This is a genomic window from Gemmatimonas phototrophica (assembly GCF_000695095.2).
GTDB lineage: Bacteria > Gemmatimonadota > Gemmatimonadetes > Gemmatimonadales > Gemmatimonadaceae > Gemmatimonas > Gemmatimonas phototrophica.
The window spans coordinates 3,045,694-3,069,514 of the sequence record NZ_CP011454.1 but is presented as its reverse complement, the minus strand read 5'-3'; the positions used below and the strand labels follow the sequence as shown (position 1 = coordinate 3,069,514).

The 23,821-nt window shown below is 64.1% G+C and carries 24 protein-coding genes; 12 read left to right on the top strand and 12 right to left on the bottom strand.

The window, feature by feature from the left end:
• Positions 1 to 45: 45 nt before the first annotated feature.
• The 9 genes from GEMMAAP_RS13005 to GEMMAAP_RS12965 form a co-directional block, all read right to left on the bottom strand.
• On the bottom strand, positions 46 to 462 hold the full coding sequence (locus GEMMAAP_RS13005) for an RNA-binding S4 domain-containing protein (protein ID WP_202969133.1): 417 nt from the start codon (positions 460 to 462) through the stop codon (positions 46 to 48).
• Positions 440 to 889 carry a hypothetical protein gene (locus GEMMAAP_RS13000; protein WP_026849435.1) on the bottom strand — a complete coding sequence of 150 codons (450 nt, stop codon included), beginning with the start codon at positions 887 to 889 and terminating at the stop codon, positions 440 to 442. Before GEMMAAP_RS13000 ends, GEMMAAP_RS13005 begins: the two co-directional genes overlap by 23 nt.
• Before the next feature lie 33 nt (positions 890 to 922).
• On the bottom strand, positions 923 to 2,131 hold the full coding sequence (locus GEMMAAP_RS12995; protein ID WP_026849436.1) for an HDOD domain-containing protein: 1,209 nt from the start codon (positions 2,129 to 2,131) through the stop codon (positions 923 to 925).
• A 7-nt stretch (positions 2,132 to 2,138) separates the two neighbouring features.
• Positions 2,139 to 3,608, bottom strand: coding sequence for a CHAD domain-containing protein (locus tag GEMMAAP_RS12990; protein WP_053334041.1), 1,470 nt, complete (start codon positions 3,606 to 3,608; stop codon positions 2,139 to 2,141).
• On the bottom strand, positions 3,601 to 3,921 hold the full coding sequence (locus GEMMAAP_RS21240) for a CPXCG motif-containing cysteine-rich protein (protein ID WP_082821300.1): 321 nt from the start codon (positions 3,919 to 3,921) through the stop codon (positions 3,601 to 3,603). The genes GEMMAAP_RS12990 and GEMMAAP_RS21240 overlap by 8 nt, the downstream gene beginning before the upstream one ends.
• A 10-nt stretch (positions 3,922 to 3,931) precedes the next feature.
• The gene (locus GEMMAAP_RS12980) at positions 3,932 to 5,428 is read right to left on the bottom strand and encodes a TolC family protein (protein ID WP_026849438.1); all 1,497 of its coding nucleotides are present in this window, start codon (positions 5,426 to 5,428) and stop codon (positions 3,932 to 3,934) included.
• A complete protein-coding gene (locus GEMMAAP_RS12975; RefSeq protein ID WP_053334042.1) occupies positions 5,428 to 6,774 on the bottom strand; it encodes an HlyD family secretion protein in 1,347 nt (448 codons plus the stop codon). Before GEMMAAP_RS12975 ends, GEMMAAP_RS12980 begins: the two co-directional genes overlap by 1 nt.
• A gap of 3 nt (positions 6,775 to 6,777) precedes the next feature.
• Positions 6,778 to 9,015, bottom strand: a complete 2,238-nt coding sequence (locus GEMMAAP_RS12970; RefSeq protein ID WP_053334043.1) for a peptidase domain-containing ABC transporter — start codon at positions 9,013 to 9,015, stop codon at positions 6,778 to 6,780.
• A 130-nt stretch (positions 9,016 to 9,145) separates the two neighbouring features.
• Complete coding sequence (locus tag GEMMAAP_RS12965) at positions 9,146 to 9,583, bottom strand: hypothetical protein (protein WP_026849439.1); 438 nt, start codon at positions 9,581 to 9,583, stop codon at positions 9,146 to 9,148.
• 119 nt (positions 9,584 to 9,702) lie between these two features.
• Here GEMMAAP_RS12965 and GEMMAAP_RS12960 point away from each other — a divergent pair, with 119 nt between their 5' ends.
• Positions 9,703 to 10,422 carry a hypothetical protein gene (locus tag GEMMAAP_RS12960; RefSeq protein WP_043580631.1) on the top strand — a complete coding sequence of 240 codons (720 nt, stop codon included), beginning with the start codon at positions 9,703 to 9,705 and terminating at the stop codon, positions 10,420 to 10,422.
• Between the two features lie 13 nt (positions 10,423 to 10,435).
• On the opposite strand, the gene arfB is transcribed toward GEMMAAP_RS12960, so the two are convergent.
• Genes arfB through GEMMAAP_RS20315 form a run of 3 tightly spaced genes read right to left on the bottom strand, consistent with a single transcriptional unit; the run spans position 10,436 to position 13,049 of the window.
• A complete protein-coding gene (gene arfB / locus GEMMAAP_RS12955; RefSeq protein WP_043580633.1) occupies positions 10,436 to 10,873 on the bottom strand; it encodes an alternative ribosome rescue aminoacyl-tRNA hydrolase ArfB in 438 nt (145 codons plus the stop codon).
• Positions 10,870 to 11,691, bottom strand: coding sequence for a class I SAM-dependent methyltransferase (locus tag GEMMAAP_RS12950; protein ID WP_202969132.1), 822 nt, complete (start codon positions 11,689 to 11,691; stop codon positions 10,870 to 10,872). The genes arfB and GEMMAAP_RS12950 overlap by 4 nt, the downstream gene beginning before the upstream one ends.
• Positions 11,688 to 13,049, bottom strand: a complete 1,362-nt coding sequence (locus GEMMAAP_RS20315; RefSeq protein ID WP_053334044.1) for a hemolysin family protein — start codon at positions 13,047 to 13,049, stop codon at positions 11,688 to 11,690. Before GEMMAAP_RS20315 ends, GEMMAAP_RS12950 begins: the two co-directional genes overlap by 4 nt.
• A 110-nt stretch (positions 13,050 to 13,159) precedes the next feature.
• Between GEMMAAP_RS20315 and GEMMAAP_RS12940 the strand changes: the two genes are divergently transcribed.
• The 11 genes from GEMMAAP_RS12940 (at position 13,160) to GEMMAAP_RS12890 (ending at position 23,818) form a co-directional block, all read left to right on the top strand.
• A complete protein-coding gene (locus tag GEMMAAP_RS12940; RefSeq protein WP_026849443.1) occupies positions 13,160 to 14,899 on the top strand; it encodes a two-component system sensor histidine kinase NtrB in 1,740 nt (579 codons plus the stop codon).
• On the top strand, positions 14,896 to 16,278 hold the full coding sequence (locus tag GEMMAAP_RS12935) for a sigma-54-dependent transcriptional regulator (protein ID WP_043580635.1): 1,383 nt from the start codon (positions 14,896 to 14,898) through the stop codon (positions 16,276 to 16,278). The genes GEMMAAP_RS12940 and GEMMAAP_RS12935 overlap by 4 nt, the downstream gene beginning before the upstream one ends.
• Entirely contained in the window at positions 16,278 to 16,640 is a 363-nt protein-coding gene (locus tag GEMMAAP_RS12930; protein WP_043580637.1) for a type IV pilin protein, read from the top strand. Before GEMMAAP_RS12935 ends, GEMMAAP_RS12930 begins: the two co-directional genes overlap by 1 nt.
• A 132-nt stretch (positions 16,641 to 16,772) precedes the next feature.
• The gene (locus GEMMAAP_RS21075) at positions 16,773 to 17,303 is read left to right on the top strand and encodes a type IV pilin protein (RefSeq protein WP_274519021.1); all 531 of its coding nucleotides are present in this window, start codon (positions 16,773 to 16,775) and stop codon (positions 17,301 to 17,303) included.
• Positions 17,304 to 17,662: 359 nt separating this feature from the next.
• The gene (locus GEMMAAP_RS21070; RefSeq protein ID WP_075071511.1) at positions 17,663 to 18,040 is read left to right on the top strand and encodes a type IV pilin protein; all 378 of its coding nucleotides are present in this window, start codon (positions 17,663 to 17,665) and stop codon (positions 18,038 to 18,040) included.
• A 141-nt stretch (positions 18,041 to 18,181) separates the two neighbouring features.
• The gene (locus GEMMAAP_RS12915; protein WP_026849445.1) at positions 18,182 to 19,381 is read left to right on the top strand and encodes a HAMP domain-containing sensor histidine kinase; all 1,200 of its coding nucleotides are present in this window, start codon (positions 18,182 to 18,184) and stop codon (positions 19,379 to 19,381) included.
• Positions 19,382 to 19,438: 57 nt separating this feature from the next.
• Positions 19,439 to 19,828 (top strand): hypothetical protein, encoded by a 390-nt coding sequence (locus GEMMAAP_RS12910; RefSeq protein ID WP_026849446.1) that lies wholly within the window; start codon positions 19,439 to 19,441, stop codon positions 19,826 to 19,828.
• Between the two features lie 86 nt (positions 19,829 to 19,914).
• Complete coding sequence (locus GEMMAAP_RS12905) at positions 19,915 to 20,742, top strand: hypothetical protein (RefSeq protein WP_026849447.1); 828 nt, start codon at positions 19,915 to 19,917, stop codon at positions 20,740 to 20,742.
• Positions 20,739 to 21,767: a hypothetical protein gene (locus GEMMAAP_RS12900; RefSeq protein WP_026849448.1), complete on the top strand. Its 1,029-nt coding sequence runs from the start codon at positions 20,739 to 20,741 to the stop codon at positions 21,765 to 21,767. Before GEMMAAP_RS12905 ends, GEMMAAP_RS12900 begins: the two co-directional genes overlap by 4 nt.
• A gap of 205 nt (positions 21,768 to 21,972) precedes the next feature.
• Positions 21,973 to 23,034: a type IV pilus assembly protein PilM gene (gene pilM / locus GEMMAAP_RS12895; protein WP_158514851.1), complete on the top strand. Its 1,062-nt coding sequence runs from the start codon at positions 21,973 to 21,975 to the stop codon at positions 23,032 to 23,034.
• 19 nt (positions 23,035 to 23,053) lie between these two features.
• Complete coding sequence (locus tag GEMMAAP_RS12890; RefSeq protein WP_026849450.1) at positions 23,054 to 23,818, top strand: PilN domain-containing protein; 765 nt, start codon at positions 23,054 to 23,056, stop codon at positions 23,816 to 23,818.
• The last annotated feature ends 3 nt before the right edge of the window (positions 23,819 to 23,821 follow it).

The following is a 23,821-nucleotide window of genomic DNA, read 5'->3' as shown; positions in this document are numbered from 1 at the left end:
CACTGTGAAACGACTTTCATGAAGTGCTGGGGTCGCCTGTGCGACTCAACCGCCGTCCCCTTTCAGTCGCCGCAGCGCCCGACGATCCCGTTTGCCGGGCTTGCTGTCACCATGTGAGAAGGCCGTTGGCATCGACTTCAGCTGTTCCGTCACGATTTCGCGTTTCCGACGTCCTTCGTCGGTTTCGTCGTACAGCCCACGCGCAATCTCGGCCGACCCGCGACGCCCCTGCACGTCGCGCACAATCACGACCCATTCCACCGGCCCCTGCCGCAGCCGAACCTCGTCGCCCACCTGGAGCTGTTTGGCGCGCTTCGCACGATCGCCGTTCACATCAACCTTGCCGCCGTCAATCGCCTCGGCCGCCAACGCGCGCGTCTTGAAGAAGCGCGCAGCCCAGAGCCACTTGTCTACGCGGACCTTGCCGGGGGCGTCCTCGTCAGTCCGCGAGGTCATCATCATCAATGAAGTCGTCCGCGTCGCCGTCGAAGTCGTCCTCGCTTTCCTCACCCAACGCATCGTCGTCCGCGTCAGGCGCATCGTCGGCGTGGCTAGCCGTCGCCTCGGCATCCTGCACTTCGCGAATGCGTGTCGCCGCTCCTGCGTACACCGCCCGTACCGGCGGCAACGTGGCCGTATCGCGTGCCTTCTGTTCCAGTTGCGGCACCAGCGCCACGATCCCCACCAGTTCAGCAGCTGCGTCCTCGTGCGCGGCAACGCTGTCCAGCATCGTCACCACATCCTCACAGGCATCGGCCATTTTTCGTGACGTGGCGGCGTCGGGGCCTGGCAGCTTGCTGCCGCGCTGCATCGCCGTCACGCGCTCGCGGAGCGCGTCGGCATCACCGCGAAAGCGGTGCCTCAGATATTCACGGGCGGATTGTGGCATGCCCAAATGTACCCGCTGTTCCCGTCTGTTTCGCTAGGTGAAGTCTGGACGGGCCAGCCCGAGTTCATCGCGCGCCATTTTCCAGCTGTCCAGCCATGCATCCGCCACCACGCGGGGGCGAATGCTCAGGCGCTGGCAGCGGGCGGTCATGTCATCCCACCAGCCATACTCCATGGCGTCTACTACATCCAGCAACTGCCCCAGGGGCTGCGCCCGTCCATCCAGCACGTCGCGCAATTGCGGCGGCAGGGCCATGCGCTGGGCCAGCACGGGGGCGGGGCTGGCGAGCGCAAATTCCAGCGTGGAGAGCAAACCGGCCACGACCCGCGCTCGCGGATGCGGCGCAGTATCGAGGGCCGTGCCAATGCGCTCGCACAGGCGGGCCCGCCGCAGTGCCGCAAATCCCAACTCCTGATCCTGTGCGGCTTCGCCAATGAGCCGTGCCGTTACGGCCACCAGCCGTTCGATAATGGCATCACGCCCCAGCATCGTCAGTGCGTGGGAGACGCTGCGCGGCCCGCGCACGCCGAGGGCGGCCGAGGCCATGGCCTTCAGCAGCGACGCGGCCACATGCGGGTCGTCGCGGACAAACGCATCGAAGGCGGCATCGGGGGGCCGTCCGTCACTGAAGGCAGCCAGCATCGTGATGGCGCGCAGGATGCTGTCTTCCGTGGTGCGATCGGGCGCCACGGCCGCGCCGCGAGTGAGCTGTCTTCCTGCAATCATCGGCACGCCGGCAGCCAGCACACGCTGACGGGTGACGCGATCGTCAACGCCCCGCACCAAAGGCCGGAGCCCGGCGGCAGTCAGCGACCGAATGCGGCCTTCCAGTGCGGCTGGCGCTGTCCGTGCCGCATCGAGGACAATGATGCTGCCTGCCAATGACGGCGGGAGCGGTTCGCCTTCCGGATATCCATGCAGAGCAAAGTGGAACCCCGCTCCGATCAACCGGTCAACAGCGCGTCGGGTGACGGGGTCGTCCAGCGCCTCCGTGGCCACCAGCCAGACGGCATCCACCGAGGCAAAGCGAGTGATCGCCCCTTCGCGCACCACGGCGGGGGTGACCGGCACCACGAGGCTGCGTCCCACCATGCGACTCAGTTGCGGCACCATGTCCACCGTCTGGCGCGCTTCTTCGTCCGGCCCCAGCACTTCTCCGCGAACCGCTTCAGGGTGCGCGCTCACCGCATACCCCACCACGCGTTCGCGGCGATCGCGCAATGGCGCCAGTGAAACGAGCATACTCACGTTATGACTCGGGGCGGGCGAGGACTGCATTGAAGTAGGCCGGTTCGCCTGTCACATCGCGCTCCAGATACGGGGCGAGCCACGGTGGCAACGTGATGGCTTCGTGCACATCACCAAGCTCCACTTCGGCGAGCACGAGGTCCCGGTCGAGGAAAACGTCGATCTCCCAGGTGTGCGCACCGTGAGGCACCACATAACGATCCTTGCGTACTCGAGCGCTCCGCGTGATTCCCCACATGGCATCAAAGATCTCCGGAGGCGTAACCTCTTCCACCTCGACCCGTGCCTCGGCAGGCCCCAGCTTTACCGTTCGCCAGCAGGTCACACTGCCATCGGGCGCTGTGCTACGGCGCAACCGTTCGCGTAGTGCCTGTCCCGGGATCCACCCCTGTTCAATGCGTATAGGGGGGACGGTGCGGGCCGCCGGCGGACAGCTGCGCAATAGAAACTTGCGTTCAATCTCCATGGGCAGGCCGTTGGACGACATGGGCATCCCTTCGCCCCGCAGACTGTTGACCGCCGCCTCCATGGTGCGCATTACGTCATCCAGTCGTTCACACCAGTCCTGCTGAAACACGGCAAAGTGCGCGAGCACATTGTCCGCAAGGGCCTGACCGAGCACGTGCAATCCGGCCTTTCGGGCGCGGCGCGCCAGCAGGTCGGCGTCCCGAATGGCTCCCAGCACATCCTGCCCTCGCGTGGCCAGATCAAACCAGGCCCCAATGGCCGGGCGTGAGCGGGCAAACGGCGCAAGCAAGGCTCGCTGACGCTTGAGGCGAATACGCACGCCGTGCATCGCGTCCTGCGACGAGACATCCGTGATGCGTCCAATGTCCCGCCGCAGGCGGTTCTCGGCGCGCCCAACGCGCGTGGCGAGGTGTCGCGCGAACGGCATGGGGGTGGATTCCACACCCACACGTCGCTGCAGCTGATAGCTGCCGAGCCGGGCAAACAACCGATCTTCGATGGGATCGAGATAGGCGGCAAACGCGCCGCCCACATCTTCGGTGGCGTGCGATGTACGCTCGTCCAGCCACGCCCGCAGGCGCCGCGCTTCGTCACGCGCGCCTTCAGGAAGCCGCTCTTCCTCGGTTTCCAGCCACGCGCGCTGCACATCGGCATCACGTACAGCATTGGTGGCCTGGCCCAGGCGGCTGAGCGCCCGCAACAACCGTCGATCCACCGCGCCATCCAGCACGCGGTCGTTCTCACGCAAGGTTGCGCGCAAACGACGCAACGCCACGCGCGCCTTGTGCAGAGCGTCGCTGGTTACGTCGCGCGTCTCAACCTCACGTCCGCGCACATCGCTCGCCGGATTCCGTTGCGAGGCCTCCCACAACTCCCGCGCCGCCACCAGTTGGTGCAGCCAGTGCAGCGCCATCAGCCGTGCGCCTTCCTGGGCCGGACGACGGAGCGCCTCTCCAAGCAGACGGCGTACGTCGTCTGCCGTAGGAGTGCGCGGATCAGTCATCGCTATCGTGGTCGTCGCTGGCGTCCACAAAGACATGGGCCGTCCCATCCTCGTCATAGCTCACCGACACCAGCCACGGTCGGCAGCACACCTGACAGTCTTCGATGTACTGTTGGTTGGCCCCGGATCCGGGGTCGAGGGAGATCTCTACCGACTCGCCACAATACGGACAGTGGACGAGGCCGGACAGATCGGCCACGCCGTCGCCGTCCGCCTCGTCATCCTCGTCGTCATCGAGTAACGCGTCGTCGTTGAAGTCTTCATCGAGTTCGCCGGAGAACTCGGGGTCTTCGTCAAAATACTTGTCAGCCATACGGATAAACTTAGCGCGGAATTGTCAGGAGCGTTCGGTCGCCGGTTGCCAATGCCAGAGCCCCCCGGGCCGCCGCAACCTTCCCCTCGAGCGCCGCCAGCTTGCCGGCCTCGTCCAGCACCAGGCGCTCCCGCAGATTCAGAATCAGCAGGGTGCTTTCGCCGTTCTCAAACCGGATCTGCTCAGCATCCCGCAAGAGACGCGCATTGCGTACGTTCGCCGACTGGCGCTCCAGCAGCCGCTCCAGATTGGCGAGGTCGAAAATGGCCGCCCGCGCATCAAACTCGATGTCCCGCCGCAAACGATCGCGCTCGTATTGCTGGAACTCGAGTTTTGCCCCGGTGGCCGCAAATTTTCCGGTTTCCTTGAGGAACAACAACGGCGTGCTGACCGACAACCCCGCCTTGTAGTTGTTGTCCAGACGTGAACGGTCAAAGAATGCGTCGTCACCACCGCGCTCCGCCAAGCCGGCCAGTTTGGCTTCGGCCAGCGGAATCATGCCTTGCGTGGCCAGCAGACGCTCCGCCTCCGCCTGCTTCACCTTGGCCTGCACCTTGAGCAGGTCCGGATTGCGGCGGGTGGCAACGTCGATCAGGGCATCAAGACGGGTGGAGTCGAGCCCGCCACGTCCTACACCGTCCAGCACCGGTTTGGCATCTCCGGGCAGGGCCGCTGGCCGACCCTCGCTGTCCCACACATACGCCGTGAGGTTCAGCGTCGACACGTAAAACGAGGCATCGGTCTCGTAGCGGGTCACCTGGCGACGCTGCAGCTCCAGCAGCGCTTCGATGGTATCGATTGGCGCACTTTCGCCGTTGGCCACCCGCTGTCGTACGGCCTGGAGCCGGAAGTCCGCGAGCGCCTCCCCTTCCTGAGCGATTGCCCGACGTCGCCACGTTTCGTACCAGACGCCGTAGTCTTTGGCCGCCGAAAACAGGAGTTTGTTCAGAATCCCGATGCGCTCGGCGTCACCGGCGTCTCGGGCTGCCCGAGCCTGTTGCAGCGCCGTCCGCCGTTCATCGGTAATGATGCGTTGGCCCAGCGGCAGCGAGATCCCTGCCGAAAAGGTGCCGTTGCCGGTGGTGCGACGATCCGGATTGAAATAGCGGCCCATCGTACGATCGAAGGCGAGCGTCACATCGGCCCCGATGGGAAGCGGAATCTTCATCTCCGCATCGAAGTACTTGAAGTACTCGGTGCCGCCAAAGCGCTTCTGATCCCACGTTGCCACCAGCTTGGGGTCAAAGGCCCCCCACGCCTGTCGCAATTCCGCCCGCGCCTGTTCGGCCACCAGGCGAGCCTGAGCGGCTACCGGATGATTGGCCAGCACCACATCAACGAACGCGGGAAAGGGAAACGGCATCCCGACCGTGTCCACCACGGTCCCGACGAGGGCGCTGGTGCGCAGCCGCGCACTATCGCGCGGGGGCGTACCCTGACCCGGCAGGGGGCGAACATCGAGAAGAAGCAGTGGCGGAAGGAAGGCGGCGTAGACAAGCCGCCTCATCACTTCTTCCCTCCATCACCCTTGCCCTTGTCACCCGCCACCGCTTCGCCCGGCAACGCATCCCCCGGCTTGATCGACAGCGGGAAGCCATTCAACTGACGCCAGATTTCCCAACCCACCGTCACGTTGTCCAACATGGCCCACCCTTCCGCACCGGTGCCAAGACGCAATTGCGCCGGCCACGGCTCATCATGGGTCGTGTCCGGCACCAGCAAGACGCGGAAACGACCGTCGGAACTCGGGAACTGGTCGATGACGGCCACCTGCGCACCAAAGGTGCCAACCGCCACCTGCGGCCACCCGGAGATCTGAAGCGCTGGCCAGCCGTCAAAGAATACGCGGACATGGCGACCCGGCTTGAGCAGCGCCACGTCCATCGGGCGCACGTACAACTCGACCGCCTTGCTGGGACGGGCAGGCTGCACCGTGACAATGGGCTCTCCCGACTTCACGATTTCGCCCTGGCCGGCACGCGTGGCCCGCACCACATAGCCATCCTGTGGGGCCTTGATCACGTAGAACCCGTTGCGAATGGTGATCGACCCGACCTTGTCCTTCAGTTTCGCCACCTCCGAACGCCCTTCACTGACCTCGGAGAGTGTGGCAGCCCGATCCGAACTCGCCTTGGCAATTTTTTCACCGTATTCGGCCGGAATGCTTTCGATGTCCGTCTGGGTAATGGCCAGCATCTGCTGCTTCTCGACCAGCTTGGCGGCCGCGGACTGCACGCGCACCTGAAACGTCTGCAGGTCGTTCACCGAGACCAATCCCAGCGTATCCCGGAAGAGCCGCTCGCGACGGCGCAACTGATCCCGCGCCACCGAGTCCTCAAGGGTCGCCTGCCGGACTTCCGCCTGATACTGCAGCAGCTTGTTGCGCGTCTGTTGCAGCTTGAATTCGCGCTGCTGCTCCAACTGCGTAATCAGCTGCTCCAGCGCCGTGGCCTTGTTGAGCTTCTCGCCAATGGCGCTCTGCTTGGCATCCTGCTGCTGCTGTGTCAGCGACAGCACATTCGGATTGAGGTACTCCTCCTTGATTTCCGAAATGAGGACGATGGAGTCGCCCTTTTTGACGTACTGCCCTTCGGCCACATACCACGCCTCAATCCGACCATCGATCCGGGTTTGCAACTGCTGCGGACGGTCGGACGGACTGAGCGCCGTGATGTTCCCTGTGCCCTGCACGTTCTGCTGCCACGGCAGGAACAGGATGAGCACGAGGACGACGATGATGCCAATGAGCCACCGTGACACAATCCGGCCGCTGTCGGCTTTGCCGAGCAACGTGGTGGTTTCGAGCGGAAGGTTCTTGAGCTCGCGTTCGATATCGATATCGGAGGTGGCCATGGGTCAGTCTCCGCTGGTCTTGGGGGATTCGTGCACAAAATCGTGCATGAGCATCTGGCAGATGGGATCGCTGCGCAGGGCTTCAAAGCGCCCTTCGCGCACCACCTGGCCTTCGTGCACCACAATCACCCGGTCAAATGCGGACAGCAGCATCGGGTCGTGCGACACGGCCAGGACCGTCCAGGGGCGTTCGCGATTCGTCAGCAGACGAATGATGAGCGAGCGCGACGCGGCATCGAGGTTCTGGAAGAAATCGTCGAAGACGACCAGTCGGGGTTTGCCCACGATGCCCTGCGCCACCAGCAGCTTGTTGGCCAGATGCGCCGGGAGGTTGCGCGCACTGTTCGTCAGCTCGGTCTGAATGCCCTGCGGCAGATGCTGAATTTCGTCGGTAAGCTGCAGGTCCTCGAGCGCCTCCTGCACGTCCCGCGGCGTGATATGGGCGCGGCCCACGCTCACGTTTTCTTCAATCGTGCCATCAAACAGATCGGTCCATGACAACATCTGGCCGATACGGGACCGCAACGCCGGACGGTCAATGTCACGCAGCGTGATGCCATCGAAACGGATCGTGCCGTCGTAGTCGTCCACCAAACCGGCCAGCAGTTTGAGCAGCGTACTCCGCCCGGAACCATCCACGCCCATGATCCCCACCCGCTCGCCCGGCAGAATGCGCAGCGTCACGCCATTCACGATGGTCGTGGCGGCTCCCGGATAACGGTACGACAGATCACGGGTCTCAATGGACACGCCCGTGCCTGGGGTGTGCAGCGGGGCCAGCCCGCCACGCCCTTCCAACGGCAGATCCGCCACGTGCCCGGATTTGTCGACGGAGGTGAGGACATCATACACCGTGGCCAGGCTGGTGATCAGCTTTTCCACGCCCGCCAGCACGGTCACGATAACCACTTCGGCGGCCACGAATTGCCCCAGCAGCAGACGGTTGGTCTGCACCAGCGTGGCCCCGATGATCAGCACCGCGGCGGTGATGAAGGTCTTGAAGCCAATGAGCGCAATGGTCTGCTTCACCAGCACGGCGAAGTGTTTTTTGCGGTACTTCAAATAGCCCGTGATCACGTCATCCATGCGCTCCACCGGCAGCGTTGAATCGCCGGCGTACTTGAAGGCATGAAACGCGCGGGCAATCTCCTCGAGCCAGTGCACGGCCTTGTACTTGTACTTCGACTCCACAATCGACGTCTGCAGCCCTTCCGGGCCCGTCCAGCGGATGATCAGATACAGGATGAAGAGCACCGCCACGGCAAACAGCGAGAACCACGGGCTGTACACGGTGAGCAGAATGAGGCCGAACATGACCGTCAGCAGCGCCGTGGGCACATCGATTAGCAGCTTCTGCACGCCCTTTTGAATGGCAACGGCTTCAAACAGTCGATTCATCTGCTCCGGCAGATTCTGCTCCAACGATGCCGAGTACTTCATGCGCGGCACGCGAAAGGCAAACTCGAGCGCCATGCGTGCGAAGACACGCTGCTGGATGCGCTCCACCACCTTGAGAATGCCGATCTGCAGCACGCCCGCCACAATCGTTCCCAGCACCACAAACGAAATCAGAACGACTACGGGTTGCAGAAACAGGCGCCCCTGCACCAGCTGGACAATGCCGCCAACGGCGAGCGGCAGAATGAGACTCAACCCACCGGCCAGAGTCGCGTAGAAGAAGACCGTGAGAATCTCCCGCTTCTCGCGCGCCATGAGCGCGAAGGTCCGATCGACCGGGGAGCGATGCTCATCCCCATGATGATCGTGCGCCAGGCCGATCGGGCTGTGCGGCGCCCCGTCACCACGGGCCGCGGTGGCCGACCGTAACGCCATGGGCGCCAACGCCGGAATGTTCGACGCATGCCCCAGGCGACGCACGACCTCTTCGGTGAGCTGGTCAGGGGTATCTGCGACCACCGTCTCGGTACCGTCGCGCGTGACCACGTGCGCCGTGACGCCGATCTTCCCCTCACCGCTACGCAACACAATGGCATCCTCACCATTGCTGCACAGCAGCACGAGGGGCAACTGCTTCTGATCAATCGCCGAGCGGATCTCGGCCGGCGACAGCGACCGGTCGAGATAGCCGATATCAACGGCGCCCCCAATGGAACGCAGGCGTTCGGACAGCGGATCCTGAGCCGAAACCTGACGCGTCAACGCGCGCCAGCGTGACTGCTCGACATCCAGTCCGAGCGATTCAGAGATGAGTTGATTAACGCGGGTTGATTGAGCCGACATGCGTGCAATTCAAGGACTGAGGAAGAGCAGGGCACACGCTCTCTGGAAGGAGCGAACGCGTGCCTCGGAGCACACGGCCCGCGGAGCGCGGCGCCATGGGACCCGAAACGGTGTCCAGCGGTTCTTCAGTTCAGCGCGGGGGCGCGCGCGGCGGAGCCGCAAGCTGACCCGTACCATGTACCGGCGGGCGGGGCACGAGGTGCCACGCCGTTCGCTGCAAATACAACGGGTCAGTGGCGGGAATGCTTCCCGCACGGGATGGTGACAATAGCAGGTCGCTGCATCCGCGCTGCGAGCGACGCCCGGTGCCACGATGCCACGACGGCCCGCGATGATGACGGGCTCCCAGGGCGGAGAGATGGGCCGGGCAGTGGTCGGTGTGCTGCCATGAGCTCAGCGTCGCCGGGGCTTCTCCGGGCAGTACCAGCGGGACCAGCACCGCGGCCTGGAGTTGCACCTGCCCGGACCGCGTTTCTCCCTGGGCCTCCAGGGGACGCCACGCCGCGACGAGCACGCCAATGGCGAGCACGATTCCCCAGAACAACGGGCGCGACAGGTTCCTGAGCATAAGCCGAACAAATACGAAGACTTCGGTCGGGATTCAAGGTGCCCGCCCGCTAAGCTTGCCGCGACGTACTGGAGACAATAGCGGTGACACCTTCCGGGAGCTACGGCGTATAGCTCAGTATGCGTACTTCACTTCTGCTGGCCGCTGCGGCGGCAACCGTCATGAGTCTTCCTGCGGCCCTCGTGGCCCAGGATGCCGGTCCCGTGAATCGCCCGTCCGGTCGGGGGTCGGTTGGCATTCATCTCCAGGTGACCGAGCCCAAAGGGGACTTCGCCGCCAATACCAACAATGGCTTCGGGCTGGGGGGGTATATCCTCGGCGCCCTCGACGACAATAAGATCCTCAACCTGCGGGGCGATTTCTCGTTCATCTCGTACGCCAACAACCGGCGGCGTATTCCGTTGGCCGGAACTGGTGGGCTCATTCAGCTCGACCTGCGGACCACCAGCAATATTGCCACCGTGGTGGTGGGCCCGCAGTTGCTCGGTCCCACCGGGGTGTTCACCCCGTATGCCACAGCTCTCGGTGGCTTCTCGGTCTTCTGGACGGAGAGCTCGGTTGAGGGCTCGCAGAATGCCGATCCGTTTGCCAGCACCACCAATTCCAGCGACGCCGTCTGGGCGTACGGCGGTGCCGTGGGTGGCTATTTCAGGGTATCCAATGGCAATACCCCCGTACGGCTGGACCTCGGGGCGCGATTCCTGCGCCATGATGACGTCCGCTACCTGACGGCGGATCGCGTGAAGCAGGCCTACGAAAGCAATGCCACCCCCGTGCCGGTCCGCGGGCGCGCCGATTTCATCACGTACTACATTGGCGTCAACTTCATCGCGTTCTGAGACGAGAGGCGGATCAGTCGTCCTGAGGCCGGCGCCGCTGCTGTTTGGTTGCCGATCGCTGTTTCTTTGACGTCAGTCGATCCAGAACGGAACCACGCGTTGGTCTGGTGGCCTTCCGCGCCCGTGGCACAATGAGGGCGCGGGCCACCAGTTGCTGCAGTCGCTCCAGTGCGGCCCGGCGGTTCTGCTGCTGGCTCCGGTATTCGCCGGCCACAATCCGGAGCGCGCCGTCGGTATCCAGTCGCGACGACAGCTTGTCGAGGACCCACGCCCGCTGATCATCACGCAAGGCGCGCGTGGTGCGCAGGTTCCACTGCACGGCAATGCGCGTGGCGCTCTTGTTCACGTGCTGACCGCCCGGGCCGCCACCCGAAATCGCCGTGATCTGTAGCTCCGCCAAGGGGATCTGTACTCCCGGAGCAACCTCCAGCACTTCGTCGGACGCAGTCATGACGTGCGACACGGGGTGTCCGCCAGCGACGCCGACAGCGCGGCAGGCGTGGGGCGTGCTGAACTGTCGGGCGCTGAGTAGATGGCAACGTATTCTTCCGGGCCCGTCCGGGTGAATGTGAGTTGCGTGTAGCCGACCCGCTCCAGTTCACAGCGAAGCAACGAAGGCGGCGTCCCGTGTCCGAACGTGGGACGCTCAAGGTCGAGTATGACCAGTGTGCCACCGGGGCGCATGGCCGTGGCGAGGTTCCAGAGCAACGCAAAGGGCTGCGTAATCTCGTGGTACATATGAATCATGATGGCAACGTCCACGCTGCCGGCCGGCAGGCGCGGATCGTGCGCCTCGCCCAGCACCACGCGCACGTTTCGCAAACCGTCGCGACGCACCCGGCGCTGCAGCAAGCCCAGGTAGTCCGGCACGATATCCTGTCCGTACACCACGCCGCTCGCACCAACCAGTGGCGACAGTCGCGCTACGTAGTAGCCGTCGCCGGCGCCTATATCGGCCACCGCCTGACCGGCACGAATACCGGCCAGCTTGACCACCGTGTTGAATTCGCCGGCATCATCCCGGGCATCTTCATCGGTCCATCGTGGCGCGACAATGTCCGCCACGTCGCGCTTCGGCTCAGGAAAGGCACTCGCCGGTGCGCCGTCGGGGGCGGCTGGCCCCACGGTGTCCTGTCCCATCGCTACTGCCGCCGTCCCATCGTTGCGCGCGATACGTTCGGCCGACGCACCGCAGGCCGCCAAGCCCGTCAGCGCGACGACGGCTACCCACCGCGTTGGCCAGCGGCGGCATCGTACCAACGGCATCATGAATGCCCCGCGATTGCCGTGTCCGCGCGACGGTGCACGCGGAGCGCCGCTACCCGACGGCCGTCCATGGCCACGACTTCCAGTTCGCCGCCGGGATACGTCACACGATCACCAACCCGCGGTAATCGCCCTAATGCCGCAAAGGCGTACCCGCCCAGCGTGCTCCAGTCGCCCTCCGGAATGGGCAGTTTGTGATCGGAACGCACATCCACCAGCGACATCGATCCGGCCAGCTCGAGCACGCCGTCAAACAAGAGAGCATCCCGCGACAGCGGATCGTACTCGTCGGCAATGTCGCCCACAACTTCTTCGACCAGATCCTCCATGGTCACGATGCCGGCCGTTCCGCCGTATTCATCGAGTACCACGGCCAGATGGGCCCGCGTCCGGCGCAAGTCATCCAATACCCGCTCCGCTCCGCGAGTCGCCGGGACGAACAGGGGTTCGCGCAGGTGTTCGCGCAACAAAAACGTTTCCGGATGTTCGGCCAACCAGAAATCCTTGGCCAGAAACACCCCGACAATATCGTCGGCCGTCTCTCGATACACCGGATACCGTGAATAGCGTTCGCGTCGCAGCGTCTCGATCAGTTCCTCGAGCTCCACGTCTTCGGCAATCGCCACCATATCCGTGCGGGGGCGCATGACATCCACGGCCCGCTTGTTGTGAAAGTCAAACACGCCGGCCAGCATCGCCGAGTCGGATTCGTCCAGCGTGCCGTGTGCTCGCGCCTGCATGACCAGCAGCCGCAATTCTTCCGGGCTGTGAACGTGCTCGCCTTCGGATACCGGCTCAACGCCAACGACCCGCAACATGCGATTGGCGGTGCCGTTCAGCATGGCAATGAACGGCGACATGACGCGTGAAAAGAGCATGAGTGGGCGCACCACCCAACGGCTCACCGACTCAGGCTTGGCCAAGGCAATGGACTTGGGCGCCAGCTCCCCCAGCACGATGTGGAGGAAGGTGATGACGAGAAAGGCCATGGCAATGCCGGCGCCGGTGTGTACGGCTCCCGGGGCCGGGGCAATGCCGACCTGTGCCAGCACCTTGTCCACGACCACCGCCACCGCCGGCTCACCAATCCAGCCCAGAGCCAGCGACGCCAGCGTAATGCCAAGCTGGGTTCCGGAGATGTACCGGTCCAGCTGGGACAGGGCCTTCTGCACCACCACGGCACTGCGGTCACCTTCGGCCGCCATTTGGTCAATGCGGCTGCGGCGCACGGCCACCAGCGCAAACTCGGCGGCCACGAAGAACGCATTGAGCAATACCAGGAACAGCACGAACAGGAGCCGGACCACAATGGTGGCGGCGGTCAGCTCGGGTTCGGAGGACAACGGGGTTTCAACAAGCATGACCCAAAGGAAACGGGCGGACGGCTGATTCGTCAGGGTAGTGCAATCTGCAATACCTAAAGGGCGCTTGGCCCTGTTGCAATCTGCACGACTCTGGTCTCCTTTTCCGCGTGCGATATACCCCCGCGTTTCCGCAGGACCCCATTCAGGAGATGCTCGAGCCCCGGCGGATGCTCCGCTGGGTGTGGCTCGCGCGTGTTGTTCTGGCGTGTGCGATCCTGGTGGCCGCGGTCTTCGTTTGGAATCAGGCGGCTCCGGCGGATACTCTGGTGGCGACGCTCGCCTTTGCCATGGCCACGCTCGCCACGGTGGTGTCGGCCCTCTACGCCGAGTTCGAACGGCGCCGCCCATTGGGGGTCGCGTTTTATGCCGGCCAGTGTGCGCTGGACCTCCTGCTGGTTACCGCCGTGGTGCACATCACCGGCGGGTGGAGCTCCCAGTTTGCGGCCTTGTACATCCTGGTGATTGCCAGCGCCTCGCTCCTCCTCCCCTTCCGGGGCGGGCTTGTTGTGGCAGCCTCGGCGTGCGTGCTGTACTCGCTGGATGTCCTCTGGCTACGCCCTGGGACAGGCACCCCATTTGCTGGGGTCGGGGTGCAGCTCTCCGTTTTTGCCGTGGTCGCGGTAGGATCCGGCTATCTGGCCCTGCGGCTGCGTCAGGCTGGCACCGGGCGCGAGGCACTGGCTGCCCAACTGGTCAAAGTGCAGTTGGAGGCAGCGGAGATCCTCCGGACCATTCGTTCGGGCATTCTGACCGTTGATGCGCAAGGGCGCCTGCTGTACGCCAATCCGGCGGCCACGGAGTTGCTGGGGCTCGAACTGCGAGCATTTACCGGTAAGCCGCTGCTGCCCACGCTGATTCAGGTCTCCCCGCAACTGGCAGACCTGTTAGAGCGCAGCGCCCGTGACGGCATCCGTACCACGCGTGCCGAAGGGATCATCCGACGCAATGGCGAGGAGTTCGAGATTGGCGTGACGACGACCGTTGCCGATGGTACGCGACCAGATGGCAGCGTCACCGCCACGGCGATCTTTCAGGACATTTCCGACAGCAAGCGCATTCAGGCGCTGCATATCCGGGCGGAACGGCTCCAGGCGGTGGCGGAACTCAGCGCGTCACTGGCTCACGAGATCCGCAATCCGCTGGCGTCCATTCGCAGCGCCACCGAACAGCTGGCCCGTCGGTACGCCCCGGCACCTGCTGGGGAAGACGACGACGAAGCGATCCTGCACGGCCTCATCGTACGGGAAGCCGATCGTTTGAGTCGCCTCTTGGCCGATTTTCTGGACTTTGCCCGTACGCGGGTCATGCGGCTTGAGTCGCTGGATGTGGGAGCGTTGACGCATACGGCGGCCATGCTGGCGGCGGCCCACCCAGATCGCGGTCCTGGTGTGCAGGTCCAGGTCGATGTTGCCTCCGACCTGCCCCGACTCATGGGCGACGAAGATCTGTTGCACCGTGCGGTGTTCAACCTCGTGCTCAACGCCATTCAGGCGGTGGGCACCGAGGGACATGTGTTTGTGGAAGTGGATCGCCGAGCGCCGGAAGGCGTGGATGGCTCCTCCGTCGCGGTGACGGGGGCGCTGGTAGCGATCACCGTAACGGACGATGGTCCTGGCATTCCCGAAGAGCTCAAGGATCGACTGTTCGAACCATTTGTGAGCGGCAAAGTCGGGGGCACCGGCTTGGGGCTCCCCGTCGTCCACCGGGCCGTGGAAGCGCATCGCGGTGTCGTGCTGGTTGACCGACTTCCCAAAGGCACCCGGTTCTCCGTGGTGCTCCCCGTAACGCCGGCTACGCCGCCCGTATCCCCGGCCATCAGTTCCAACCCGTCTGGAGTCATCGCGTGACCGTAGCATCTGTACACGAGGGCGCGCCCCGCGTGCTCATTGTTGACGACGAATCGGGGATTCTCGAGTCGCTCCGCATTCTGCTCAAGACCGAAGGATTCATCCCGTACACGGCGCACGGGGGGAAACAGGGCATCGAAAAGATTGATGAATTGCGCCCGGACATCGTGCTGACCGACGTGCGCATGCCCGACATCACGGGCGTGCAGCTGTTGAGCCATGCCCGGCAGGTGGATCCTGATCTGCCGGTCATTCTGATGACGGCGCAGGCCACGTTGCAGTCGGCCATGCAGGCGGTGAACGAAGGGGCGTTCTATTACATCCAGAAGCCGTTTCGGAACGACGAACTGGTGGCCATTCTCCGCCGTGCCGCCGAACACCGGCGGTTGCGAGTAGAGAACCACTCCCTCAAGCAGGAGATCCGCCGCCGCGACAAGAGCGATGCCAGCCGGCCCATTGGGCGCAGCAAAAGCTGGGTCGAGGTCCTGCGGCTGGCGGAAACGGTGGCCCCCACCGATTCCACGGTCCTCATCACCGGTGAATCGGGTACGGGTAAGGAAGTCATTGCTCGCTATATCCACGATCTCAGTGCGCGCGTGGATCACAGCTTTCTCTCCATCAACTGTGGCGCCCTTCCGGAATCACTGCTGGAAAGTGAACTGTTCGGGCACGTGAAAGGCTCCTTTACCGGTGCCGTGAAGGACAAGACCGGGCTCTTTGCCGCGTCGGCGGATGGCACCTTCTTCCTGGACGAAATCGGCGAAACGACGCCATCCACCCAGGTGAAACTGCTGCGGGTACTGCAGCAGCGCGAAGTCATCCCGGTTGGGGCCACGGAGTCCATCGCCGTCAATACTCGCGTGCTTGCCGCCACCAACCGCGATCTGGAAGAGGAGATCAAGCGGGGGGCATTCCGTGCGGACCTCTTTTATCGCCTGAATGTGATTGCGGTGCACCTGCCACCCCTGCGGCAACGTACGGACGACATTCCGTTGTTGGCGGAGAGTTTCCTCGCGCGCTCCGCACTGGCACGTCATGAGGCTCCCAAGGTGCTTGCCGACGAGACCCTTGACGCGTTGATGGCCTACGCCTGGCCGGGCAATGTGCGTGAACTCGAGAATGCCTTGGAACGCGCCGTGATTCTGTCGGCCGGCGACACCATCCGCGTAGAGGCCCTGCCCGAGCGGGTGACTGCGCGCCGCGCCGAGCCGTTGGTCAGCGAGCGGACACCGGTGACACCAACGCTGGAAGCGATCGAGCGCGCGTATATTCAGTGGGTGCTCCAGAATGAGGGAGGAAACAAGAGTCGCGCCGCCGACATGCTGGGAATTGATCCGTCCACCCTTTACCGCAAATTGGCGCGCTACGGAGACGCCTGATGTCCTATGTTGTGAGCGCCCGACGCCGGGGATTTACCATTATTGAGTTGTTGGCAGTGGTCGTCATTATTGCGGTCCTGGCCACTATAGCCATTGCAAAATTCGGGGACTCCAAGCGGCGCGCTTATATCGCCGCCATGAAGTCGGACCTGCACAATCTGGCCATGATTGCCGAAACGCGATTCAGTTCCGAAAACAGCTACGCGAACATTACGCCTCCACAGGGATCGGCCGGCATCACACTGACCTTCACCGGCACGGCAACAGGGTGGACCGCAACTGCCACCCACACGGCCATCCCGGGATATACCTGCGCCATCAGCTCCGGTGGCGGAGCGAACGCCGAACCGCTGTGCCAGTAATGGCACAGCGGTTTTTGTATCCCCGTCACAGAAAGACGGGCGCCGTTACACTGCCGGCACGGGCATACTGATCACGGGAATACGGCAGTGCCGCGTGCTGCACGATTTGTCGCAGGACGCGGCGGAATCAAAATGATGATGCGCGCAGTGAAATGGTGTAACTCGTTGTCCTGCAACGACTTTTATTGGGGTCTCCGTCGTGGCAAGGCCATTGCCTTAAGCGATGTCGTCGAGCAGCCCGCCACTACCGGCGCCTCACTCGGACAACCCCCACTGGAGAAGATTATGAACAAGACGCGCAAGGGTTTCACCCTCATCGAACTCCTCATTGTTGTCGTGATCATCGGCATCCTGGCCGCGATCGCGATCCCGAAGTTCGCTGATACGAAGAAGAAGGCGTACATCACGGCCATGAAGTCGGACCTCAAGAACATGGTCTCCTCGGCCGAAGCGTTCTTCTCGGACAACAACACCTATGTTGGCTACACGGCGCCGACCGGTTCGTCCGGCGTGACGCTCTCGATGACGGCGCAGACGGCCACGGGCTGGGCGGCTTCCGCCGCGCATGCCAACGCCGCGGGTTCCAGCTGCGTGATCGGCGTCGGTGCCTCGACGCCCGCCGGTCTGGCCGAAGGCGAGCCGGGCGGCGCGACCTGCCGCTAAGCGCGCAGCGCTGAAACAAGGCCCACGCAACACAATTTGGGGGGAGGGGTCGGGCGAAAGCTCGGCCCCTTTGCCTTTACCACCCCGGCCACTCCGAGTACCCACGGCACTGCCACGATCGCCGTGGTCCCGGCGGTTGCGGGGTCCCGGACGGAGGCGGACCAGCGTCCTCTTGCACCCTGCAATAACCTTTGCAGAACACCAAGCCATTGGAGCGATTGCGTCAGCTGGAAAAATGGCTAAAACATTGAAATATAATATTTTAGAATGTGTCTCGCGGTGTGGTACGCGCATTGCCATTGGTTGGGGTGTCGAGAGCCAGGATGGCTCGGACGAAAATCCCCCCACTGGAGAACACTATGAACAAGACGCGCAAGGGTTTCACCCTCATCGAACTCCTCATTGTTGTCGTGATCATCGGCATCCTGGCCGCGATCGCGATCCCGAAGTTCGCTGATACGAAGAAGAAGGCGTACATCACGGCCATGAAGTCGGACCTCAAGAACATGGTCTCCTCGGCCGAAGCGTTCTTCTCGGACAACAACACCTATGTTGGCTACACGGCGCCGACCGGTTCGTCCGGCGTGACGCTCTCGATGACGGCGCAGACGGCCACGGGCTGGGCGGCTTCCGCCGCGCATGCCAACGCCGCGGGTTCCAGCTGCGTGATCGGCGTCGGTGCCTCGACGCCCGCCGGTCTGGCCGAAGGCGAGCCGGGCGGCGCGACCTGCCGCTAAGCAGTCGCCGCAACTCCGCTGCATAATGACCGAAGGGGTCGGGCGATTGCCCGACCCCTTCACCGTTTCCCGTAGGTCGGAAGATGCGGGGCCGGTGAGAAAACAGTTGCTCTTCGGCGTCGCGCACCGCATCCTCCCCGAGTGCCTGACACCAACCTTCCAAGCATCCATGACCGCCTGCAACGCGTATTGATCGCGGCCAGCGCGGGGCTGATCGTTGCGATCATTACCACCATGTGGTTTACCGAGCAGTTGCCGGCAACGGTACGGTGGCCCATCGTGGTGCTGCTGGTCTTTCTGGTGGCGCTGCTCTCCGCCAGTATCCTGCAACGTCAGGTTGGTGAGCTGATCGAGGTGCCGCTGGAACATTGTGTGGCCGCCGCCGATGCCATGGCGCGCGGAGACGCCACCAACATGGTGCCACCGGCCACCACCGCCGAATTCAACATGCTCGCGTCGAGCATCAATCGCATGACGGAGCAGATGGCCGCCGCCACGCAGTCCCGCATGCGCGTGGAAAAGCTCGCCACCATGGGACGGATTGCCGCGGGCATCTCCCATGAAATCGGGAACCCCGTATCGGCCATTGCGAACTACGCGCATGTGCTGCGCATGCGCACCAAGGATGTCGCGGGGACAACGGAGCCTATCGACGCCCTTGAACGCGAGATCACACGCATCGATCGGATCATGCGTGGCCTGCTCGATTATGCGCGCCCCCGCCGTCTCACTCCCAAGCCCATCGTGGTGGATGAGGTGATTGAGGATGTCCTGCGGTTGCTTGCCGATCAGGGGATTACCCGCCGGTTCAAGGTTTCGCGTGAACTGGAGGCCCCGACGGGCGTGGTGTACGCGGAACGGCACGATCTTGAGCAGGTGTTTGTGAACCTCATGCTCAACGCGGTGGACGCGATGGATCGTGAAGGCGACATCGTGATCCGGTCGCGCATCAACGACGCGTCGTTCGGCGACAGTGTCGAGAAGCGTCGTACCGACCCGTTCCCCCAGAAATGGGCCCATCGCCCGAGCAAGCGCGCGCTGGCGTGGCTGGCGCGTCCGGAGTCGCCCCCGACGTTTCTGCAGGTGGTCATGGCCGACTCGGGGACCGGTGTGGCGCCCGAAGACGCCGAACGCATTTTCGAGCCGTTTTTCTCCACCAAGCAACCGGGGAAGGGCACCGGGCTTGGGCTCGCGATCGTCGCCAGCACCATTGAAAATCTTGGTGGCACGATCTGGGTGCAGCGGGCGCGCGAAGGGGGCGCTGCGTTTGTGATTCTGTTGCCATTGCATGGCAGTGGGCTGCGCGCCGTGACGCCCGAGTCCTCGCCGGCGGTGAATTGATCCCACGCGCACGATTCTGGTGATGGAGGTTCGCCGAGGGTGATGTAACGTGGCGCCATGCCAATCAATGTCACCTCACAGAAGGTCCGCGGGCGCTCAGGGCGTGCGCTGGTGGAATGCCTCGTTTCGCTGCTGTTGGTATCAGGGGCCAGCAGCCTGGTGCTGCTGCTTGCGAACACCTCCGCACAGGTCGTGGACAATGCACGCCAACGTGATCTGGTGCTGCGCGAAAGTGCCCGACTGCGGGTCCCGCTGCTGCGGGCCCCATGTCTCGCGATTGGCGGCATGTGGCGCCGCGACATCGGGCCACGAACGGTTCTGCTGGCCAGCGCCACGAATGCGAGCGGATTGCATGCCCTTGCCGTAACGGCCGACTGGCGTTCGAGTGGCTGGGGAGGAGGGCGCCGATACACGCACGGGGCCAGCATTGCCGGATGGTGCGAATGACTCCCTCCTCTCCTCCGGTGCGTCGGGAGCGCCGGCCGCCCAGGCGTGGATGCCGTGGTACCTCTCTGATCGAATTGCTCGTCGCCTTGCCCCTGGCGCTCCTCGCGGCGGTGGCCGCCACCGCCATCCTGATCCGCGTGGCGAGGACGGCTCGGGCGCAGGACTCCATGCTGTCAAATGCCAGTGCGTTGCGCCACGCGGTGTTGGTGGTTGCCACCGAGCTGGCGCCGCTCGACGGGCGCGATCTGGTCACGGTCACCGATACACTTCTCGAATTTCACGGTCATCTGGGAGTCCTCGAGGTGTGCGGCGGCAGTGTTGCCGAGGTGGTAGTGGCCACGCCTGCCGGTTCCCCCAGTGGATGGGTCAGCACCATTCGGGCTGGCGACCAGCTCCGGGGGTGGCGAACAACTCACGTCCCCGGCGACGCACCACAGGCTGTCGCGCGTCAGGTGGCTGCCCCACCACAGGTACTGCCCCCCGCTTCATGCGGCATGGGACAACACACCGTTCGTCGATGGCGCCTGCAGTTGGCCGACTCCCTGATCGAACCCGGCATTGGGACCCCACTGCTGCTGACGCGCGAGGTGCGCTTCGAGCACTATCGGAGCGGTTCGACGTGGTGGCTGGGGCGTCGCAGTCGCGATGGCGCGGGGTGGGATGGCTTGCAGCCTGTCGTTGGCCCCCTGTCGTCACCGATGGGCGGCGGCCTGATGCTGCGGGCGCATTCCGCGAACGGCGCAGCCGTCGCGACCCCCGTACCGCTTCAGGACAGTGTCGCCCGCACAATCGCCGGCCTCGATCTTACCGTCCGCATGCCTCGCCGCATGGGCCAGTACAACGGGGGGCGAAGTGACAGCGCCTCAGTCTCCATAGCGCTCAGGGCCTCCGCGCCGGGACGCACACTTCCATGAAACGGCCGTCGCGTGGGTATGTCCTTCCCTTTGTCCTCATCGCACTGGCCGCGGCTGGCCTGCTCGTTTTCTCGCTCGCCAGCGAAGGGTGGCATCACGCGCGCGCCGTCGCGCTCGCTGGGCGTGGCGACGCGGCAGCCAATGCCATAGAGGAGGCCGAAGCGATGGCCTTGGCGCAGTGGGACGATGATTCACTCTGGCAGCGGCCGCTGCATCACGAGGTACAGCGGTCTGTTACTACTCAGCTCGGACAATCGGTCACCGTCACCTGGAGTCGTCCGCACCCTTTCGTGGCGTGGCTGCACACCCGTCATGAGATGGCGGGCAATGCCCGCTGGTCCGGCATTCGGCGCGAGCTGATACGCGCGGTCTGGCTGCACACACCCGCTGTTCCCGTGCGGGCCGTGCTGGCCGTGCCGGGGCAAGTCTCCGGGGGCGAAGGCACTCTGCTGTCCGGCACTGATACCCCTACGCCAACGAGTGCCTGTGGCATGACGCGCGATACGGCGAGCACACCTGCTGTGGCTGCCCTCGCGGTCGTTGGAGATCCGCCAGGCCACTGGCCGGGGGCGCCGCTCCCCGACACGACCGCGCGCCGTGTGGCGGACAGTGCGGCCATACTCCTTCCCGCACTGGGGGCTCGCGCGGAACACGTGACGTGGGGCCCGTCACCCGCTCCCCTGCCCGAGAGAAACGGATGGCAGGCGCTATGGCTCTCCGGTCATCCGGTCATCGTGGACGGTCCTACCCAATGGCGCGGGCTATTGGTCATTGATGGTGACCTCGAGCTGCGCGGAAACGTGACCATCGAAGGGTTGCTGATTGTCCGGGGGAACATCGACGCGCGTGCCGCCCAATGGCAGCTACAGGGAGCGGCCATGAGTGCCGACCCTGTAACAGGGCACGCCCACCTCGGTACCCAGACCCGGATCTTCTTCGATCGATGCGCCGTGCAAATGGCCCTGGCGACCGTCGCCCGTCCTCGCGTTACGCCGTTTTCACTCTGGCAACCCCTCGCGCCATAGGTGCGAACGGTCAAAAGGGCCGACCGGATGTCGCCGGTTCATGGGCCTCCACTATCACGAAGTAGGCCCCCGTACCCGCCATACGCCCTACGGAGAGCGTTACCTCGTGAGGCTCGGGTCGTTTCAAGGGTGACACGCCGATTTTCGGCAGGTCAATCTGTCCCGTGATCCGCCGATCGGCACGGGACGAACAATGCAAACCACTGTGCAACCCCCCCGTCCCATGGCGCTCTTCGGCCGGAAGAAACTCACTATCGGGCTCGATGTTGGATCCGGGCTCGTCAAGGCCGTGGTCATTGACCACAGTGGCCCCGTTCCCGAGTTGGCGAAAGTCGTGATCACCCCGCTCAACGACACGGCAATCGTTGAAGGTGAAGTCATGGACCACGGGATCGTGGCCGATGCCATCCGCCAGACCATTGCGGCAACGGGGGCCAAAACCAAGAACATCGTGGCCGCCGTCGGCGGGCGCGATGTCATCGTCAAGAAGATTCAGATGGAGCGGGTCAAGGAACAGCAGGCGCGTGAGCTCATGCGGTGGGAAGCCGAGCAGCACGTGCCCTTCGACATGGACTCCGTCGAACTCGATTTCCAGGTGCTCGATCCGGACGGCGACGGCCTCGACATGAGCGTGCTGCTCGTGGCGGCCAAGCGCGATCTGGTGGAAGCCAAGCAATCGTTGCTGACCGAGGCGGGGGCATCGCCAGCCGTCATCGATGTGGACGCCTTTGCATTGCACAACGCATTCGAGGCCAACTATCCCGAGGCACTGACCGGCACGATTGCGCTGCTCAACATCGGGAACGAAGCCACCAACCTGAATATCCTCGACGAAGGTGTGCCGATCCTGACCCGCGACCTCGGCGTGGGCACGCGCCGCTTCCGTGAGGATCTGCAGCGTGAGAACGGCATGAGCGCCGAAGACGCCGAAGATCTTCTGCGCGGCTACGACCGTCACCCCATGCTCGACGGCGTGGTGTCCATGCGTGGCGAAGAAATCGCCATCGGGATGGAACGGGCCGCCACGTTCCTGTCCACCTCCCAGCGCAACTTCGGCACCATCCGCGCCGTCTACGCGTGCGGCGGTGGGGCCCGCGTGCCGGGACTGTTGCCCTGGCTGTCCGATCGGTTGCGCATTCCGGTGCAGCCGGCCAATGCGTTGGCCAAGCTGGCCGTACGCGAAGGCGCGTTCGAGTTCCTGTCCACCGACGAAGTCGCTCCGCTGCTGATGCTGCCGGTGGGACTCGCGCTTCGCGCCGTCGCCTGAGCGCCCGAGGAAACGACCTATGATGCTGCAAATCAACCTCCTGCCCGGTTCGAAGAAGGGAAAGAGTTCGTCGGGCGGCTTCGCGCTTGCGGGCGCTTTCGGGGCGATCGGCTCGAACATCCGGGACCCCTGGCTCCTCGGTGCTGCCGCCTCCGTGGTGGTGGCCGTCGCCACCGTCGGTCTGCTCTTCACCGCGCAGAGTGCACGCGCCACGGAAGTGGAAGGCCGTATGGAGCGCGCGGTCCGCGATTCGACGCGCTACGCCAAGGTGCTCTCCGCACGCCGGAAGCTCACCGCCGAACGTGACTCCGTGATCCGCCAGTTGCAGATCATCCGCACCATCGATGACAACCGCTACAACTGGGCGCACATCCTCGATGAAGTAAGTCGCGCGCTGCCGGCGTACACGTGGCTGACCATCATGGAGCAGACCACCAAGGCTCCGTTGCCGCCGGGCGTTGACACCGTGGCGGCTGCGGAACCGGTCGGTGCCGCCGGTGCCGCAGCCAAGAAGAAGGCCGCGGAAGCCGCGGCCGCGGACACGATCAATGTGCATCCGCCGCTCGGATTCCGGGTGGTGGGCCAGACGGTCGATATCCAGGCCCTCACGATGTTCATGCGCCAGCTCGAAAGCTCGCCGTTCATCCAGAAAGTCACACTCGCCAAGTCGGAGATCGTCATTGTGGATGGCAAAGATGTGACGCAGTTCGAACTGAGTGCCGAATTCGAAGTACCGCCCCCGGGTGTCGTTCGCACGACCCCACTCGTCGTCCCTGTTCGCTGAGTA

Excerpts from the sequence above, each read along its gene's own strand:
- GEMMAAP_RS13005 (WP_202969133.1), bottom strand. The coding sequence starts at position 462 with ATGATGATGACCTCGCGGACTGACGAGGACGCCCCCGGCAAGGTCCGC.
- GEMMAAP_RS13000 (WP_026849435.1), bottom strand. The coding sequence starts at position 889 with ATGCCACAATCCGCCCGTGAATATCTGAGGCACCGCTTTCGCGGTGAT.
- GEMMAAP_RS12995 (WP_026849436.1), bottom strand. The coding sequence starts at position 2,131 with ATGCTCGTTTCACTGGCGCCATTGCGCGATCGCCGCGAACGCGTGGTG.
- GEMMAAP_RS12990 (WP_053334041.1), bottom strand. The coding sequence starts at position 3,608 with ATGACTGATCCGCGCACTCCTACGGCAGACGACGTACGCCGTCTGCTT.
- GEMMAAP_RS21240 (WP_082821300.1), bottom strand. The coding sequence starts at position 3,921 with ATGGCTGACAAGTATTTTGACGAAGACCCCGAGTTCTCCGGCGAACTC.
- GEMMAAP_RS12980 (WP_026849438.1), bottom strand. The coding sequence starts at position 5,428 with ATGAGGCGGCTTGTCTACGCCGCCTTCCTTCCGCCACTGCTTCTTCTC.
- GEMMAAP_RS12975 (WP_053334042.1), bottom strand. The coding sequence starts at position 6,774 with ATGGCCACCTCCGATATCGATATCGAACGCGAGCTCAAGAACCTTCCG.
- GEMMAAP_RS12970 (WP_053334043.1), bottom strand. The coding sequence starts at position 9,015 with ATGTCGGCTCAATCAACCCGCGTTAATCAACTCATCTCTGAATCGCTC.
- GEMMAAP_RS12965 (WP_026849439.1), bottom strand. The coding sequence starts at position 9,583 with ATGCTCAGGAACCTGTCGCGCCCGTTGTTCTGGGGAATCGTGCTCGCC.
- GEMMAAP_RS12960 (WP_043580631.1), top strand. The coding sequence starts at position 9,703 with ATGCGTACTTCACTTCTGCTGGCCGCTGCGGCGGCAACCGTCATGAGT.
- arfB (WP_043580633.1), bottom strand. The coding sequence starts at position 10,873 with ATGACTGCGTCCGACGAAGTGCTGGAGGTTGCTCCGGGAGTACAGATC.
- GEMMAAP_RS12950 (WP_202969132.1), bottom strand. The coding sequence starts at position 11,691 with ATGATGCCGTTGGTACGATGCCGCCGCTGGCCAACGCGGTGGGTAGCC.
- GEMMAAP_RS20315 (WP_053334044.1), bottom strand. The coding sequence starts at position 13,049 with ATGCTTGTTGAAACCCCGTTGTCCTCCGAACCCGAGCTGACCGCCGCC.
- GEMMAAP_RS12930 (WP_043580637.1), top strand. The coding sequence starts at position 16,278 with ATGTCCTATGTTGTGAGCGCCCGACGCCGGGGATTTACCATTATTGAG.
- GEMMAAP_RS21075 (WP_274519021.1), top strand. The coding sequence starts at position 16,773 with ATGATGATGCGCGCAGTGAAATGGTGTAACTCGTTGTCCTGCAACGAC.
- GEMMAAP_RS21070 (WP_075071511.1), top strand. The coding sequence starts at position 17,663 with ATGAACAAGACGCGCAAGGGTTTCACCCTCATCGAACTCCTCATTGTT.
- GEMMAAP_RS12910 (WP_026849446.1), top strand. The coding sequence starts at position 19,439 with ATGCCAATCAATGTCACCTCACAGAAGGTCCGCGGGCGCTCAGGGCGT.
- GEMMAAP_RS12900 (WP_026849448.1), top strand. The coding sequence starts at position 20,739 with ATGAAACGGCCGTCGCGTGGGTATGTCCTTCCCTTTGTCCTCATCGCA.
- GEMMAAP_RS12890 (WP_026849450.1), top strand. The coding sequence starts at position 23,054 with ATGATGCTGCAAATCAACCTCCTGCCCGGTTCGAAGAAGGGAAAGAGT.